The sequence below is a fragment of the Clostridium fungisolvens genome (assembly GCF_014193895.1).
Classification (GTDB): Bacteria; Bacillota; Clostridia; order Clostridiales; family Clostridiaceae; genus Clostridium_AR; species Clostridium_AR fungisolvens.
Map to the genome: position 1 here is coordinate 3,458,460 of NZ_BLZR01000001.1, position 18,432 is coordinate 3,476,891.

16 protein-coding genes are annotated in these 18,432 nt (G+C 31.4%); 1 reads left to right on the top strand and 15 read right to left on the bottom strand.

Annotation, left to right across the window (positions count from 1 at the left end; translation table 11 throughout):
• Positions 1-116 precede the first annotated feature (116 nt).
• From bsdtw1_RS15260 to bsdtw1_RS15275, 4 genes are all read right to left on the bottom strand, one after another.
• Positions 117-1,004 (bottom strand): PH domain-containing protein, encoded by an 888-nt coding sequence (locus bsdtw1_RS15260; RefSeq protein ID WP_183278419.1) that lies wholly within the window; start codon positions 1,002-1,004, stop codon positions 117-119.
• 134 nt (positions 1,005-1,138) lie between these two features.
• Complete coding sequence (gene rpoD, locus bsdtw1_RS15265) at positions 1,139-2,293, bottom strand: RNA polymerase sigma factor RpoD (protein WP_183278420.1); 1,155 nt, start codon at positions 2,291-2,293, stop codon at positions 1,139-1,141.
• An 8-nt stretch (positions 2,294-2,301) separates the two neighbouring features.
• The gene (dnaG, locus tag bsdtw1_RS15270) at positions 2,302-4,083 is read right to left on the bottom strand and encodes a DNA primase (RefSeq protein ID WP_183278421.1); all 1,782 of its coding nucleotides are present in this window, start codon (positions 4,081-4,083) and stop codon (positions 2,302-2,304) included.
• Between the two features lie 220 nt (positions 4,084-4,303).
• On the bottom strand, positions 4,304-5,332 hold the full coding sequence (locus bsdtw1_RS15275; RefSeq protein ID WP_183278422.1) for a deoxyguanosinetriphosphate triphosphohydrolase: 1,029 nt from the start codon (positions 5,330-5,332) through the stop codon (positions 4,304-4,306).
• Positions 5,333-5,765: 433 nt separating this feature from the next.
• Between bsdtw1_RS15275 and bsdtw1_RS15280 the strand changes: the two genes are divergently transcribed.
• Complete coding sequence (locus tag bsdtw1_RS15280; protein WP_183278423.1) at positions 5,766-6,830, top strand: CotS family spore coat protein; 1,065 nt, start codon at positions 5,766-5,768, stop codon at positions 6,828-6,830.
• Between the two features lie 322 nt (positions 6,831-7,152).
• On the opposite strand, the gene ppdK is transcribed toward bsdtw1_RS15280, so the two are convergent.
• The 11 genes from ppdK to yqfC form a co-directional block, all read right to left on the bottom strand.
• Positions 7,153-9,783 carry a pyruvate, phosphate dikinase gene (gene ppdK / locus bsdtw1_RS15285; protein WP_183278424.1) on the bottom strand — a complete coding sequence of 877 codons (2,631 nt, stop codon included), beginning with the start codon at positions 9,781-9,783 and terminating at the stop codon, positions 7,153-7,155.
• A 124-nt stretch (positions 9,784-9,907) separates the two neighbouring features.
• The gene (gene ccpN, locus bsdtw1_RS15290) at positions 9,908-10,543 is read right to left on the bottom strand and encodes a transcriptional regulator CcpN (protein WP_183278425.1); all 636 of its coding nucleotides are present in this window, start codon (positions 10,541-10,543) and stop codon (positions 9,908-9,910) included.
• A gap of 192 nt (positions 10,544-10,735) precedes the next feature.
• Positions 10,736-11,374 carry a DUF4342 domain-containing protein gene (locus bsdtw1_RS15295; RefSeq protein WP_183278426.1) on the bottom strand — a complete coding sequence of 213 codons (639 nt, stop codon included), beginning with the start codon at positions 11,372-11,374 and terminating at the stop codon, positions 10,736-10,738.
• A gap of 5 nt (positions 11,375-11,379) precedes the next feature.
• Complete coding sequence (gene recO / locus bsdtw1_RS15300; protein ID WP_183279827.1) at positions 11,380-12,120, bottom strand: DNA repair protein RecO; 741 nt, start codon at positions 12,118-12,120, stop codon at positions 11,380-11,382.
• 17 nt (positions 12,121-12,137) lie between these two features.
• Positions 12,138-13,025, bottom strand: coding sequence for a GTPase Era (gene era, locus bsdtw1_RS15305; protein WP_183278427.1), 888 nt, complete (start codon positions 13,023-13,025; stop codon positions 12,138-12,140).
• A gap of 12 nt (positions 13,026-13,037) precedes the next feature.
• A complete protein-coding gene (locus tag bsdtw1_RS15310) occupies positions 13,038-13,433 on the bottom strand; it encodes a cytidine deaminase (RefSeq protein WP_183278428.1) in 396 nt (131 codons plus the stop codon).
• 89 nt (positions 13,434-13,522) lie between these two features.
• The gene (locus bsdtw1_RS15315; protein ID WP_183278429.1) at positions 13,523-14,221 is read right to left on the bottom strand and encodes a diacylglycerol kinase; all 699 of its coding nucleotides are present in this window, start codon (positions 14,219-14,221) and stop codon (positions 13,523-13,525) included.
• A gap of 11 nt (positions 14,222-14,232) precedes the next feature.
• Entirely contained in the window at positions 14,233-14,739 is a 507-nt protein-coding gene (ybeY, locus tag bsdtw1_RS15320; RefSeq protein WP_183278430.1) for an rRNA maturation RNase YbeY, read from the bottom strand.
• 62 nt (positions 14,740-14,801) lie between these two features.
• Positions 14,802-16,856 carry an HD family phosphohydrolase gene (locus tag bsdtw1_RS15325; RefSeq protein ID WP_443092661.1) on the bottom strand — a complete coding sequence of 685 codons (2,055 nt, stop codon included), beginning with the start codon at positions 16,854-16,856 and terminating at the stop codon, positions 14,802-14,804.
• Positions 16,857-16,913: 57 nt separating this feature from the next.
• A complete protein-coding gene (gene yqfD, locus bsdtw1_RS15330; protein ID WP_183278431.1) occupies positions 16,914-18,044 on the bottom strand; it encodes a sporulation protein YqfD in 1,131 nt (376 codons plus the stop codon).
• 4 nt (positions 18,045-18,048) lie between these two features.
• Positions 18,049-18,330: a sporulation protein YqfC gene (gene yqfC / locus bsdtw1_RS15335; protein WP_183278432.1), complete on the bottom strand. Its 282-nt coding sequence runs from the start codon at positions 18,328-18,330 to the stop codon at positions 18,049-18,051.
• Positions 18,331-18,432: the final 102 nt, after the last annotated feature.

Genomic DNA, 18,432 nt, shown 5'->3' on the forward strand with positions numbered 1-18,432 from the left:
TACTTCAAGTTTTATATAGATATCCCAGTTCTAATCTATAAAATCTAATTGCTGATTCAATTAACTCTTAACGAAAACTAAATTGCATAGACATATGCTATTTTGAACTGTTCTATCTATAGATATAAGTGTAGTATTCTAATTTGTATAGCTAAAAATACTGAAGAAATAAGTAAAGCTATATATATATATTTATAAGCAGATCTCTTGTCATATTTAGCGCAAAAATATGCTGCATAATGCATACAAAATAGTATTATCATATTAAGAGCACCATATGTCATTTGTCTAAACGCAAACTGTTTCCCTGTTCCCTCTACTACCGGTCTAAAGGTTGCATCAAAAAATAGAGGCATATTATCCGGAAGTTTATTCATCAGATAAAGAACAAAAGGATTAAGTGTCATATATACAATTATAAGCGCTACAAGCATAAATGGAAAAAGAAAGCTTTTTTCCTTAAACAAGTCTCTATTTTTATTGTATTTAATTTCAAAGTTTTTTTGATCGATACCTTTTTCCTTGAACATAGCTAAAAATGAATCTATATCATTTGGTGAAATACCATAACTTATCTCATCAGTATGAATATATAATACCTGTTTGCTAGAAGTAACAAACATATGGCTTGTTCCAACATCCTCTATCACTGATCTTCCGTAGTTGTACATAGTTCTACCAACTCCAGAAAGATTCATACCCTTTATAGCGCCTGTTTGAACGTTATATCCATCTATTTTTTCATATGGTATAAAAATCTTCTTTATCCCCCAAAGAGCATTTATCTCAACACCACTTGAGTGTATTTTGTATCTTAGAGTAACTGTCTGTAGTACATAAAATAAACAATATATAGAGAAGGCAACAGAAAAAATCTTAACAAGACTTACTTCTGTATATGTATTAAAAAACTGCACTCCAAAATATATTATTATATTTACAGCTATTATAAAAAACATCAGCTCATATATGGCAATCCCTCTACGGGGTTTATAAATTTCCAAACCTACCACCTCAAAGTCATTATATCATAAATCTATGGCTTTCCTAACAATGTTAACACCAAATTTTGGAATTGTTTATAAATTGTTAAAAAATTTACCTTATTTAAGATTAAAAGCACCATGTGTAGGTGCTTTTAGTCTAGATAATCCTTTAGCTTTTTGCTTCTGCTTGGATGTCTAAGCTTTCTTAATGCCTTAGCTTCTATTTGTCTTATTCTTTCTCTAGTTACATTAAACTCTTTACCTACTTCTTCAAGAGTTCTTGCTCTTCCGTCATCTAAACCAAATCTAAGTCTTAATACTTTTTCTTCTCTTGGAGTTAATGTATCAAGCACATTGATAAGTTGTTCTTTTAACATAGTAAATGCTGCTGCTTCTGCTGGTGCTGGAGCTTCATCATCTGGTATAAAATCACCTAAATGACTATCTTCTTCTTCACCTATAGGTGTTTCTAATGAAACTGGCTCTTGAGCAATTTTTAATATTTCTCTTACCTTATCAACAGGCATATCCATGTGTTTTGATAATTCTTCTGGCAATGGATCTCTTCCAAGCTCTTGAAGTAATTGTCTTTGAACTCTGATGAGCTTATTTATAGTTTCTACCATATGAACTGGTATTCTTATAGTTCTAGCTTGATCCGCTATGGCTCTAGTAATCGCCTGTCTTATCCACCAAGTAGCATAAGTTGAGAATTTAAAGCCTTTTCTATAATCAAACTTTTCAACAGCTTTTATTAATCCCAAATTTCCTTCTTGGATAAGATCTAGGAAAAGCATTCCTCTTCCAACATATCTCTTTGCTATACTTACAACCAATCTTAAGTTAGCTTCAGCAAGCTTTTTCTTTGCATACTGATCTCCCTCTTCGATTCTTTCAGCAAGTCTGATTTCTTCATCAGATGATAACAAAGGAACTTTACCTATCTCTTTAAGGTACATTCTAACAGGGTCATCTATTGCTATCCCTTCTGGTATAGAAAGATCTAGTTCTTCTTCGATATTCTCTGATTCACCAATTTCACCTATTACTTCTATTCCCATGGATTCTAAAACTTCATAGATTTTTTCGATTTGGTCTGGACTTAGATCTATTTCATCTAGTTCATCCATAATTTCTTTATATGTTAAAGTACCACTCTTCTTACCTTTTTCTATGAGTTTCTTAACAATCCCCATTTTAGCATTTTTGTCTTTAGTGTCAACTTTAGCGGCTACTGCTTTATCCTTTGTTGGTTTAGCTTTATTTGCCTTTTCAATAGTTTCCATGTTAATACCTCCTTCCGCCATATCCGTACTTAACCCCTTTCTAATCTTTTAAGTTTCTCGTCTACTTCTTTAGCTTCTCTTACTAGCTCAATGGATTCTCGAAACAATCCTTTTTCTTCATATTGTTTCAGCTTATGTAAGATTTCCTTTTTGTGATTTTCTAAACTTTGCTTTTTGATTTCTTTTATATAATCATTGATGATTTTCTCCATATTACTTTCTGTAATCATCGTCTCAATTTCTCTTATAAGTATCCATTCTTTTAAACTTTCACCATCATCACATCTGAATTCTATTAGGGGATGTATATCTTCCTTACCTTCTTCAAATAGAGATGTTATTATTGAAAATATCTTTTTATGAGAATTTAAAATTAAGTCCTCTCTAGATATATGCCCAATTATATATTGATAGAATTCCTTATTTGACATAATTTTAAGCAAACTTCTTTCGGACTTAATATAAGCTGGCTCTACATATAATTTTGTTCCAAATTCTTCCTTATTATTCATGTTAAGAGAAGATTCATTGTTTTTTGTCATTTTTTTTGATAATAAGTCGTACAATGATTGTTCACGGAGTCCTGTTTCTTCAGCGATTTTTTTTACATACACATCCTTTTCCACAGGATTTAAGTCAGCTATTATTTCTGTAACTCTTTCTCCATATTTTATAATCTCTTCATTATCATTAAAGTTTATTCCTTCTCTAGCTCTAAACAATCTATATTCTATTAGAGGCTGTGCTGAATCAATTAATCTTAAAAACGCCTCTCTTCCATTGCTTCTTATGTATTCATCTGGATCTTTTCCTTGAGGAACTGTCAGAACTCTAACATCAAACCCAGCACTTCTCAGTATTTCCAATCCTCTTATAGTAGCATTTTGACCTGCTATATCTGCATCATATGATATTATTACTCTGTCAGCATATCTTTTTAAAAGCCTTGCTTGACCTGTAGTTAATGCAGTTCCTAGCGATGCCACTACATTTGTTATCCCATACTGGTGAAGTGAAATACAGTCCATATATCCCTCTACCATAATAAAATATCTTTCTGGTATTCCCTTTTTTATAGCAAAGTTTAGACCATATAAATTAGTACCCTTTTGAAACACTAAGGTCTCTGGAGAGTTTAAATACTTAGGCTTAGAATCATCAAGCACTCTTCCACCAAACCCTATAACCTTTCCTTTATAATCAAATACTGGGAACATTACTCTATTTCGAAATCTATCGTAGACTCTTCCTTTTTCACTTTTTACAGCTAACCCAGATTCAATTATTACATCTTCGTTATATCCCTTCCTTTTTAGGAAGTTAAGCAAAGAATTCCAACTATCCGCTGAGTATCCTAATCCAAATTTTTTTATTGTATTTTCAGTAATACCTCTTCGTAGGAAATACTCTTTTGGCATTTTGACATTTTGAAGATTAGAAAAGAAGTATCTTGCAGCTTCGGTATTAATTTTATGAAGTAAATCTTTCTTCCAATTTATCTTGCTCTTACCTGGACTTTCACTTTCTAGCGGTATATTAGCTCTTTCTGCTAAAAATCTAGCCGCATCAAAGTAAGATAAATTTCTAGTTTTCATTACGAAGGTAATAACATTACCAGCTTCTCCACAACCAAAACATTTATATATCTGTTTTTCTTGTGTAACCGAAAAAGATGGAGTCTTTTCACTATGAAAAGGACAGAGTCCTGTATAGTTTCTTCCGGCTCTTTTAAGTCTAACTGATTCTGAGATTACATCCACAATATCATTTTGTTCTTTTATCTTTTCTAAAAGTTCTTCTGATATTTTCAAGGAGCATAACCACCTTAAAATAAATTTATTTCTTTGCAAGTTTTATAATATTCGACATAAGTTGATAAAATCCTTCTTTTTGTTCTACATTTTTTCAAATTTATTATTAAACTTTATATTCCAAGTAATATTTATTATTCGTTATTTTCTTTAATTTTCCTTCTTATATATAAATAACTAACATTTTTTTATGATTATATAACTTTTAGTCCTTAATTTATTAATAAATCACAAATTTAGGTACATATATTTTATTAAACATATTAAGACAATAATCATCACTCATACCAGCTGCATAATCAGCAACAGCTCTTTCTAAACCTTCTTGTTCAGAAATCTGTTGATAAATATTAGGCATCTCTTCAGGATGTTTCATAAAATATTCAATTACATGTCTTAAGACAAACTTAGCTTTATCTCTTTCAATCTTTAATATATCCCCAAGATACACTTTTTTAAACATAAAGCTTCTTAACTTAGTCATTGCATCTCCTACCTCGTCACTTAAAGAAACCTTTATATCCCCTTTTTTTATGTTGTTCAGTGTATTTTCAATACAATCCGTTACCAATATATTAATTCTTTCAGAATTAGTTTTACCTAATATATTAATTATGTCTTTAGGGATTTCATCCTCTCTAAGAAGTCCTGCTCTTATAGAGTCATCTATATCATGGTTCACATATGCCATCTTATCACTATATCTCACCACTTGACCTTCTAATGTTGCTGCCTTAGCAATACCATTGGTAAAGCCACTATGATGTTCTATGCCATCTATAACCTCAAAGCACAAATTTAAACCTCTTCCTTCTTTCTCAAGTCTTTTTACCACTCGAACACTTTGTTCGTTATGTCTAAAACCATCCTTTAAGAATTCATTTAATACTTCTTCACCCATATGTGCAAAGGCTACATGACCTAAATCATGACCAAGTGTTATAGCTTCAACTAAATACTCATTTAACCCTATGCCAACAGCAATCGTCCTAGCTATTTGAGACACCTCTAAGGTATGTGTAAGTCTAGTTCTATAGTGATCTGAAGACGTTTTTATAAAAACCTGCGTTTTATGTTTAAGCCTTCTAAAAGATTTACAATGAAGTATCCTGTCTCTATCAACCATATAACAGGTTCTTATATGATCTTGTTCTTCACTTTTTTCTCTTCCTTTTGTTTTGCTAGAAAAAGAAGCCTCTTTAATCAGTGTCAAACTTTCAAAACCTTCAATTTTTTCCCTTATAGTCATATAATCACCTCCTTTTATAGATATTCTATATATTTTCTTAAAATCCTTCAAAATTATGCTACTATTTATCATTTGCATTTTTTTTCAAACTATTACAATTTTATAATTATTAATATAAAATTATTATTCAATTTAAGAAAATTTCTTACAATACTTCATTCCAGCATAAAACAAGTATCCTTCATTTTAGATTTGCAGTCCAAATATAGTCATTGCTATTTTAGATATTTTTTTGAAACTGAGATGTTTTTTGAAACTGAGATATTTATATTGAAATATGATCTAATTAATTAAAATTAATGTTTCAGAGAGATTCCCCCTTAATATCAACTTACTAATCAAACATAGCAAAATAAAATTACAAAACATACGTATAATGTAATAATTTTCATAATATTAATATAATATGAATTTTTATGTGAAGGAGGTATTTATGCCAAAGGAATTGCATGCAGCTGCTGCCAGCTTATTATCTGAATCAAATGTAGGAAAGCACGTCTTACCTTACTACAATTTGAAAGAAGCCTCCATAGAGCAAATAAAGTTGAAGAATACAGACAAGCAAAGAGCTGTTTATAAAATTGATTATAACAACAAAACTTATTGTTTAAAAAAGGTTTATTATACAGAACCAGAGTTACTCTTTGTCTATTCTGCTATGGAATGGCTTTATAGAAATGGTATTAACGTCCCAAGATTTTTACCCACAGTAAATAAAAGTAGATTTGTAAATTATAATGATATGCTTTTCGTACTTACTCCATGGGTTGATGGAGAAAAATGTAATTATGACGACATAGACAATATAGTTGAAACTTCAAAATACTTAGCAAAAATGCATTATTCGTCAAAAGATTTTTTCCCAATACCAGATAGTAAAATAAAGAAAGGATATGATGACTTATACATATCCATCAATAAACATTTTCAAAAACTTTTAATATGTTCAAATTCCGCATACCTATATAAAGATAAGTTTTCTAAAATGTTCCTGGATAGCTTTGATAAAAACATAGATCTAGCAAAGTTCGCATTAGAAACTGCATCTACCATTAATAAAGATAACCTTACATCATCTCTATGTCACGGTGATTATGTAAATAAGAATATTATCTTTGATAAGAACAAAGAAATTTGGATCATTGACTTTGATAAGTGTTCATATGACTACATTGCACATGATATTTCTTATTATCTGAGACGATTACTGAAAAGAGACAATACAAAATGGGATGTAGAAATAGCAATTAATTGTATAAAAAACTATAACGAGATAAACAAACTGACTGTTGATGATATTAAATATATTTTAGTATACTTATCCTTCCCTCAAAAATATTGGAGGATTTCTAAAGACTATTATAATAACATAAAGAAATGTAATAAGAACTCTTTCTGCAATTTATTAGAAAAAACAGTTAAAAAAACTGATTACCAACTTAATTTTATATCTGAATTAACTGATCATTTAAAAAAGCATTATTCATTGGATATCTAATTAAAAGTTATATTATAATATCAATGAACTAACGAGTTGCTATATCGAAACCAAATTTGTACTTGTTCGAAAATCATGCACATATATTCTGTAGGCATGTATAAATTAATAGTTGAGCTCGGAACTCTAAAACCCATGAATGTATGGAAATTTATATTTCTTTATATTCATGGGTTTTAATTTTAAGTTTTATGTTTAAGAATATTGTTGAAATTAATTTTTTTTACCTGAAATGTTATATGCGCAAGCTATTAGAATCAAATGATTTTTCATAAAGCAAAAAAGAAACCTAATTTTCATTAGGTTTCTCTTTATTTAAATACTATCTTGGATTTTTAATTTGAGCTTGAGCAGCAGCTAATCTAGCTATTGGAACTCTAAATGGTGAACATGATACATAGTCTAATCCTAATGCATGGCAGAATTCTACTGAAGAAGGATCTCCACCGTGTTCTCCACAGATACCAAGTTTGATATCAGCTCTTTCAGATCTACCTTTTTCAACTGCTATCTTCATCAATTCACCAACACCTGTTTGGTCAATCTTAGCAAATGGATCTTGTTCATAGATCTTCTTTTCATAGTAGTCTTTTAAGAACTTAGCAGCGTCATCTCTTGAGAAACCAAAAGTCATTTGAGTTAAGTCATTAGTACCAAATGAGAAGAATTCAGCTTCTTTAGCTATAGTATCTGCAGTTAAAGCAGCTCTTGGGATTTCTATCATTGTACCAACTTTGAAAGGTATTTCTACACCTTTTTCACTCATAACTGTCTTAGCAGTTTCTACTACTATATCTTTAACATATTTTAATTCTTTTATTTCACCAACTAATGGAATCATTATTTCAGGAACTACATCATAGCCTTTATTGTTTCTAACTTCAATAGCAGCTTCCATAACAGCTCTTGTTTGCATTTCAGCTATTTCTGGGTATGAAACAGCCAAACGGCATCCTCTATGCCCCATCATTGGGTTGAATTCATGTAATTCCTCACAAGTTGCTTTAAGCTCCTCATAAGTTATATCCATTTCCTTAGCTAAAGCTATGATATCTTCTTCAGCTTGAGGTAAGAATTCATGTAGTGGTGGATCTAAGAATCTTATAGTAGCTGGTCTTCCTTCTAGTGCCTCGTACATAGATGCGAAATCGCCTCTTTGCATTGGAAGAAGCTTATCTAAAGCTTTTCTTCTTTGTTCTACAGTCTTAGCAACTATCATTTCTCTAACAGCAGCAATTCTATCTTCAGCGAAGAACATGTGCTCTGTTCTGCATAATCCAATACCTTCTGCACCAAATTCTACTGCTTGAATTGTATCTCTTGGTGTATCAGCGTTTGTTCTAACCTTTAATTTTCTTGTTTCATCAGCCCATCCCATAAATGTTGCGAAATATCCGCTTATTTCTGGTGAAACAGTCTTTATAGCTTGAGCATATATATTACCAGTTGAACCATCTATTGATATCCAATCATTAGCAGTTAAAGTCTTACCTGCAACTTCTAATGTTCTATTAGCTTCACTAATCTTTAATTCTCCACATCCAGCAACGCAGCAAGTTCCCATACCTCTAGCAACAACTGCAGCATGTGATGTCATACCACCTCTTACAGTTAATATACCTCTTGCAGCTATCATACCTTCTATATCTTCTGGAGATGTTTCAAGTCTTACTAAAACTACAGTTTCTCCATTTGCCGCTCTTTCTTTAGCTTCTTCAGCTGAGAATGCTATTTTTCCACATGCAGCACCTGGTGAAGCTGGTAACCCCTTAGCTACAACTTCAACCTTTTTCATTTCAGCAGGATCAAAAGTTGGATGAAGTAATGAGTCTAATTGCTTTGGATCAACTTTTAGAAGTGCTTCTTCCTTTGTAAGCATTCCTTCTTCAACTAGATCTACAGCAATCTTTAATGCTGATTGAGCAGTTCTCTTACCATTTCTAGTTTGTAAGAAATATAAAGTTCCTTCTTCTATTGTGAACTCCATATCTTGCATATCTCTGTAATGTTTTTCTAAGGTATTAACTATGTCTTCAAATTGCTTATAAATTTCAGGATTTTGTTCCTGTAATTTAGCAATTGGTTGAGGAGTTCTTATACCAGCAACAACATCCTCACCTTGAGCATTCATTAAGTACTCACCATATATTGCATTTTCTCCTGTAGATGGGTCTCTTGAGAATGCAACTCCTGTACCAGATGTTTCTCCTTTGTTACCGAAAACCATCTCTTGAACGTTTACAGCAGTTCCCCAATCCCCAGGTATATCATTAAGTCTTCTATAAACTATAGCTCTTGGGTTATCCCATGATCTAAATACAGCAGTGATTGATTCTATAAGCTGATCTTTAGGATCTTGTGGGAAGTCCTCACCTTTTTCTTTCTTATAAAGTGCCTTAAATCTTACAACTAATTCTTTAAGATCATCAGCAGTTAAATCTGTATCGAAATGTACACCCTTTTCTTCTTTCATCTCATCGATTTTAGCTTCAAATAATCTCTTTTCTATTCCCATTACAACGTCTGAGAACATTTGAATAAATCTTCTATATGAATCATATGCAAATCTTGGATTGTTTGTAAGACTTGCCATTGCTTCAACAGCAGCATCATTTAAACCAAGATTTAATATTGTATCCATCATACCTGGCATTGATACTCTTGCTCCAGATCTTACTGAAACTAAAAGAGGTTTATTTAAATCACCGAATTTTTTACCTGTTATTTCTTCTAACTGAGCTAGCTTTTCATGAATTTGATTTATTATTTCTGGCGAAATCTTTCTTCCATCTTCATAATATTTATTACAAGCTTCTGTAGTTACTATAAATCCTTGTGGAACAGGTATACCCAAAGTTGTCATCTCAGCTAAATTAGCACCTTTACCTCCCAGTAAATTTTTCATTGATGCCTTACCTTCTTTGAAGAGGTAAACATATTTTTTGATCTCCATCTCAATACTCCTCCGTTCAATACTATTTATATTAATATGTTTATATATATATACTTAACAGAGCTAATGCTCCGAAAGCTGACGAATTGAACTGTGAACCATAGATTGTATTACTTACCCTTAATTATTGACCATTTCCCATTTTTACAAACAATTTTGTAATATTTGTTTTAGATATCTTTCCAATTATCTTATATTGATCCTTTTGTTCCTCATCAAGAACTTTTTCAACCACCGGAATAGAATCTATTTCATGTTCTATTATCTTTTTTGCTGCATTATATGCGCTTTCTTCTTTGCTTACAAATATTATATTAGGCATTCTAGTCATTATGACACCTACAGGAACTTTATGTATATCTGTTCCACCTATAGCTATCTTCAAGAAATCTTTTCTTGAAACAGCACCTATTAAAAAGCCATCACTTTCAACAAATAATGTTCCTACATCTGTTAAAAAAAGATTCACTATCGCGTCATATACCATAGTTTCTTCGTTTACAAATGCAGGCTTAGACATTATGTCTTTAACCTTTATATTGGTGATGTGCTCATACATGAGGTTATTCATTGGCTTCTCAGTGTAAACATAACCTACCTTTGGTCTTGCATCTAAGGCACCAATCATAGTAAGCACTGCTAAATCTGGCCTTAATGCCGCTCTAGTAACCCCTAGCTTTGAAGCCAGCGCTTCTGAGGTAATAGGCTGTCCCTCTTTTACAAGCTTTATTATCTCTTCCTGACGCGGTGATAACTTCAATGTCCTTCCCCTCTTTCGTTTTAATAGAGGAATATTCTGATTATTCAGAACCGTATACGTTTTACATAACTTATTATATCACTATATCGAAGTTTGACTATGCCAAATTTTCTGAATAATCTTTCAAATTCTTTGAATATTCCTCATTTGCCTCTTATTTCATCTGAATTTTCTTATTTTTCTTTAAATTCCTTATTCTTTATCCACTTCATCAAATTTAACTGTATAGGTATAAACTGGTGAATCATTATCTACATGAATATTTTTACCAGCAGACTTCTCATTTTTTACTGAATTGAACTTATCTTTTAAGTTTTCAGCCAAATCTGTTGCTTTATCTTTTAGATCAGTAGCCATATCTTTTACATCAGAAACAGTCTCTTTGACCACCTTATTCACAACTTCAACAGACCCATCTTCTTTAGTTATCTCTATTGTAATCTTAGTAGCAATAGCTGTAATTATACCTATAGCTAATAATTGAGGTAATACTAAGGCAATAACACCCGCAGCAATTCCAGCATTAACCGGTACATCAATTAATACTTTCTCATCTTTTTTTATTTTAATTCTAGATACATTTCCCTTTTTAATTAATTCAGATAACCAAGCTTTAAATTCTTCTATTGTTTCGTACTTTTGTGAGCCTTCTTCTTTTTCTGATTTCCACTCACTTTCACTATTCTTATCATGACTCTTTACTTCCTCAATATAAATTAAAGCATCAAGAACTTCCCCATTATTTACTTCTAAAGCATGTTTTGCTTCAGCATAACTAACACCTGTTCTTTGTCTTACTTGATCAACTTTCTCTAAAGTAACTTCACTCATTTTTATCACTCCTTAATATAATTTAGCATTTCTAAACTTTTTGGTTTTTTAGAATAATTAGAGTTAATAATGTATGCTGTAATTTTTGCAATTTCATCTTTTACTGTCTTATTGATATTAAGTCTATATATTTTATCCATTGGTGCGGTGTTTAAATACTTTAATGCACTGTATGCACCTTTAGACAAAGATATGCCATATTCTTTTGGACAATCTTCGCACACACCTCCATAAAAAGACATGTTTATGTATGCAGCAGAATTTATACTTTTTTTACAGTATGCACAATTATCTAGATTTAATCCATAGCCCGTAGCATTTAATATTTTAAGTTCAAAACTCCTAATTAAAAGCTCATAGTCAAGAGCATCGGTATTTAATAAATATAGGCAGGTAACAAAATCTTTAAATAACTTCCCGTTATCCTCTTCATCTGTTACGCATATATCTATCAGTTCACAAATGTATGTTGAATATGTAAGTTTTTCTAAATTATTTAATAATCCTTGAAAAGAGTTGGTTATTCTCCCTTCTGAGAGAGTGTACAGATTTTTCCCTTTAAAAACTACGAATTCGCCGTAGCATAATGGGAGCGTAAGAGATAAATGTCTACTTTTACTTTTTTTTGCGCCTTTAGCGATAACTGCTATCTTACCTAACTTTTCTGTATATAACCATATCAATTTATCATTTTCTTTAAAATCTTGAGCTTTAATTACTACGCCGTTCGTTTCAAAAATAGACAGAAATCCTCATCTCCTACTTATTTTTTCTTATATCCAAGTTCTCTTAAAAATAAAGGGTTATCTCTCCATTCTTTTCTTACCTTAACCCAAATCTTTAAGTTTACTCTTTCTCTTAAAAACTTCTCAATTTCATATCTAGCACTTTCACCTATTCTTTTTAGCGTTTGACCATTCTTACCTATGATTATTCCTTTATGGGAATCTTTTTCACAGATTAGATCAACCTCTATATTATATAAGCCTCGTTCATTTTGTTTCATTTGTATTATATCAACCGCTATTCCATGAGGAACTTCCTCATTTAAAGTTCTAAGTGCCTTTTCTCTAACTATTTCAGAAATTACAAATCTCTCCTGCACATCAGTAATCATATCTTCCGGATAGAATTTCGGTCCTTCTGGTAAGTATTTCACAATTAGGTCTAAAAGAGTACTTGTATTTTTTCCTTTAAGAGCTGATATTGGTATTATCTCTGCGAAACTCATTGTTTCCGAATAATTTTTTAGAGTCTCTGCAACTCTTTCCTTTGTATTTTCATCCACCTTATTTACAACTAGAATAACTGGAGCTTTTATATCCTTTAAGCCCTCAATAATATATGAATCTCCTCTGCCAATTTCTACATCTGGAGTAATTAAAAATAAAACTAAATCAACTTCATTTAAAGATTCTTTAGCTGAAGTCATCATATATTCACCTAATTTATGTTTAGGTTTATGCATTCCAGGAGTATCAACGAATATCATTTGATAATCCTCTGCTGTTAATATAGTCTTGATGTTGTTTCTAGTTGTTTGCGGTTTGTTGGAGACTATTGATAATTTTTCTCCCATTAGGTGATTTAAAAGCGTAGATTTCCCCACATTTGGTCTACCTACAATAGTTATATATCCTGATTTAAACATTTGTCCTCCTAGTTATTTATTTAAGTCTTCTTTTGAAAATATACCTGGTAGTATGTCCTCTAAAGTCTTCACTATATATTCTTTCTCATTTTTGATTATTATAATAGGGATCTCTTTATCTTTTGCAAATTCAGCAATAACCTGTCTGCATATTCCACAAGGATATGTAAAAGCATTTACATCTCCAATAACTGCCACAGCCTCTATTACTTGATGTCCTTCAGAAACAGCTTTAAATATAGCAGTTCTTTCGGCACAATTAGTAGCTCCAAAAGAAGCGTTCTCAATATTGCATCCTTCAAAGATTTTTCCATCACTCATTATAGCTGCTCCCACAGGGAAGTTTGAATAAGGTGCATAAGCCTTACTTCTCGCATTTATAGCTGCTTTTATAAGTTCTTCATACATTTTTTATTACCCCCAATTGTTTTTTGGTGCAAAATAAATTATAGCACTATTAATATTATTTACAAGCTAGAGGATTTCCTTACAGAAATTTAATTAAATAGTTTAAATACAATTAAAGTTAGAAAAGTACCAAATACGGCTCCCACAATGACTTCCCATATACTATGAACTTCTGAATCCACTCTGCTCTGGGCAGTTATAAAAGCCATTAAGTAGCTAAGCATAATACACAAAGGTTCCTCAGTTATTAAGGCTATAGCAGTAGCCAGCGAAAATGCCAGTGCACTATGCCCACTAGGCATTCCACCTTTAAGAGGAGTACCTTCTCCAAAAAAAGCTTTAGCAGCTATTGTCATCAGGCATACAATTACTAAAACTATAAAAATAGTATATGGTTCTGACTGCCTTATCATTCCGATTGTATGATATGTCACATTGGTAAGTTTATCCCAAAATATCACATACCCAACCAAAATAGCATTTATTGCTGTAACTAATACTCCACCTGCTGCTGCATTTTTCGCAAGCTTTGCTAGTGGATGATAATAATTTGTAGTCATATCAACAACATGCTCTATGGCTGTATTCATGAGCTCTGCTGCAATAACCATAGTTATTGTTACTGCTAAAATAAGGAATTCGAACTTCTTAATATCATATATAAAACAAGCAGTAAGAACCACAAGGGCTACTGCTATATGAATCCTCATATTCCTTTGGGTCCTTACTGAATGTATAATACCGTTAATTGCATAATTGAAGCTATCAACCAATTTTCTTACCTTCATATTTTCCCCTATTAAACCTCTCTAGTTATATTTAATTTTCCAAGTATGCTTTCTTCTCTTTCTCTCATAATCTTTTTTTCATCTTCTGCCATATGATCATATCCTAAAAGGTGCAAAATAGAATGAACTACTAAATAGCAGCATTCTCTTGTAAAGGAGTGATTAAAATCTTCACTTTGTTCCTTTGCCTTCTCCAAAGACAGAACCACATCACCTAAAACTAGATCTCCTTCATTAAAGAAAGATGCATCAAAGTTATAATTTAAGTAAACATCCTTGTATACTTTCCCTTTAGGATAATCTAACATCGGAAAAGAAAGTACATCTGTTTCTCTATCTATATTCCTAGTTTCCTTGTTTATTTCTCTAATAGAATCATTATCTACAAAAATCACGCTTATCTCACAAGCTTTATCTACCAACTCTTCTTTAAGAGCTGTTAGTATTACTTCCTCAATTATTTTTTCAAAATCACTATCTACTGACATCTTATCTTGTCTATCATCTATGAAAATCATATTATCACTCCGTAAATCACTTTATATTAAGTCTAGTTATTTATTCTTTTTCATATATTAAATTAAAGCTTATCTTTCTCTGTTGGGTATTCTATTCTCTGATGGTATATTCCATTTAGTACTTTTAAAAAGCACTTAGAAATTTTATTAATATCTTTAAGGGTAAGATCACAGTTGTCAAGTTCCCCAGAGAACAATTTATCTTTTACTATCTTATTTACCATCTCTTCTATCTTGCCCTTTGTAGGATCGCTTATTGATCTAACTGAAGCTTCAACACTATCAGCGAGCATTATTATTCCAGCTTCCTTGCTCTCTGGCTTTGGTCCTGGATACCTAAAATCTTCTTCTTTTATTTCATCAGAATTTTCAGCATTATTTTTCATAGTTACATAAAAATATTTAACTAAAGTTGTTCCATGGTGTTGTTCAATTATATCCCTTATGACCTGTGGAAGATTATATTCTCGTGCTAGTTCTAACCCGTCTTTTACATGTGAGATTATTATGAGTGTACTCAAATTTGGAGTTATTTTATCATGAGGATTTTCTTTACCAATTTGATTTTCTTTAAAAAAGTATGGCCTTCTGGTTTTTCCTACATCGTGATAATAAGATCCAATTCTAGCTAACACTGGATTCCCCCCAACCTCTTCTGCTGCTACTTCAGATAGATTGGCAACCATCATGCTATGATGATACGTTCCTGGTGCCTCCATAAGCAGCTTCTTTAAGAGAGGATTGTTAGGGTTTGAAAGCTCTAAAAGCTTAACTGTAGTTACCACATCAAAGGTACTTTCGAAGAAAGGCAACAATCCTACTGCCATAACCCCTGAAAATAAGCATCCTATGATAACAAAACCTGATTTCAACAACACATCTAAAATATTATTTGAAAGTATCATTCCTTGGGTAAAGGATACAATAGCAACAATAATCGACAAGAATAGAGTTGAATATAATATGTCGTTTCTCTGTTCTATCTTTCTTAATGATGTAGCCCCAATAATTGAATTTAAAGCTGCTAACACTATAACCTCTGGATTAAAGTTTACAGCCCCAGCTATAAGTATGCAATTGAACAAACTTAAAACTAAGGATACCTTATAGTTTATAAGTAAAGTTAACAGTATCGGAGCACAAGCTAATGGTATTAAAAATGGTGATATTATAGCTAAAGTCCTCGCTAATATCAATGAGGTTATATTAACTATATTAATAAGCAGCAACTTACTATTATCCTCATATATATTCTTATAGTATTTGTTTAAATATCTATATTGTAGAGATAATATAGCTGCAACAAATACTGCAGTAGACAGATATATAATTATATTTATCCCTGAGTTGTTAAGTAGGCCAAGCGAGCCTAATATCTTTATCTGATCTTCTGTTGCCGGCTCTCCTTCTTTTATGATAGTCTGATTCTTTTTTATAACAATAGGCGCAACTTCCTTAATTGCTTCCTTCTTCTTTTCTTCAGTCTTATCCTTATCAAAAAACAGATTAGCTTTAATTTGATAATAACCTATGTTCTTTAAAATATCCTTTACATTTCTATTATAATTAGAATTTGATATTTCATTGTCAAATATACTCCTTGCATTCTGCAAGTCTGAAGGTTGATCCTCTTGTATATTCTTCTCATAAGCCTTCTCCAAACCCGATATTACCAAATCAGATATTGACTTTATATTTTCTTTTGGTAAAGCTATTAAGCTGCCTATTTCATCATTGTCAAGTTTAACAGTCTCTAATTTACTGACCTGATTTATCTTCTCTGCATCGGGTATAGCAGAATCCTTTAGCGTGCTTATTTTATTAAAAAAAGTTCTTACATTATCTTCAGCATCCTTCTGTATATCCGTTTTTAAGGTATACTGTTGTCCATACTTATCAGCCTCTGATTGTTGCCTCTTTGCAGTTGCATCTTGATCAACTATCTCCCTCGGAGCTTTTATATCTACTTTTGAAATATCTCCCTCTCTTAAATCATATTTTTTTGTTACAAGAGAAGATATAGTGCATAGATATACTATTATAAAGGTTAATGTAAACATAATTATTCTTTTAGGGTTTTTTATAAATTTAATAATAAATTTTCTTTCTCTGCTCAAAATCACACCTTCTTATTAGGCTTATTTTCAGTTAACCACTTTACATCCTTTTTTAGTTTATGGTTTCATAGCTATATTCTGTTCTATGACTACAGCTACTTTAAGTCTAATCTTTCCCTCTCCAATATCCTCTGTGTTTACTAGTTTTTTTACAAACTTACCTTGTTTATCAATATCCTTCATTATAGCATCATATAAAGTATTTGAGGCCTTTTCTATCATACTCTCCTTGTCTTCACTTATAGGTTTAGAACTTTTCTCATAATATACTACTTTATTTAATATTTTACCCTTATTTTCTATTTTATCATAGTCACTAAATTCTTTTGTAGGTTTTTTTAGATAAATTTTCTTACCGAACAATTCAATATATAAATCTTCCTGTTTATTACCAGTCCTTTCTTCTACATTTCCACTTACCTGCAACTCAATTATTTTCTCGTAGAAAGTGTTTGCAAGAACTTTTCCATCAGCATTCACTTTATATTCAGCACCTTCTTTTCCTTGTATCCCCTTTATAAGAACTTGTCCCTTTTTTACTAATTCTCCTTGATTAACCGCCGCAGTACCAGAGGTCGTATAAACTCTAACTACTTCTCCATCCATTTTTGCTACAACATCATTTTCATTAACGTTTTTTACTATCTCTGGAGGGTTTATTTTTTCCTCAACTTTAATCTTCAAAGTTGATCCTTCTATTCTAGCTCTCACCCACATTATCTCCCCATTTCCATCTTCCAGTTTCTTTTCCAAATCTCTAAAATCTACTAAAGACTTCCTTACCCCTGGTTTAATACCAAGCCTTGCCAACTGTTGTCTTATTTCATAAGGTGATAAATACTTACCAGTGTCAACCTGAACACTCCATATGTATGTTGAGAGATAAAATAATATTGCTAAAAATAGAACTGCCCCCGCCATCAATGTGCCTCTTTTTTTCATCCTTAAAAGTAAAAATGTAATTCCTTTTCTACCTATCACTTTAACTCGCGCCTTTACTTTTTTGGCACATTCTAAGACTGCATTATAATCATTTAATTCTACCTCAATAGTTATAGTTGAAATATCTATCTTTTGAATATTTTTAGCAAGTATACCATTTTTCCATAAAAGATTTATAAATTTCTCAGGATATAAAACCTTAACCTCAAGCTTTACTATACCTTTACTGTACTTTTTAAAATCCATATCATCATAACCCCTCATATATTAAAGATTTAAATTTACCACTTATAGTTATTGTATTTCCTCCTATAAATAAAATTTCTAGATTCACTCCATCTAATGTGATTGTTCCTACTTTGGAATTTATTTTTATTTCACTACTATCAAAGGATATTATTCCTTTATGATTTTCAATAATGATCTCATTATCACCAGTTATAACTATTTTAGGAATATTAAGCACGATATCACGCGGCAAGTCTAGTTTTTCCGCCAGTCCCTCTTTAACTTTATCTATTTTACTCTCCATTCATAAAACTCCCGATAAGTACTTTCATATTAGTTTATGAGTTGAACGCTTCATAAATGCTAATTTTATATCTTGGATTTCGAAAATGTATGTTAACATAAA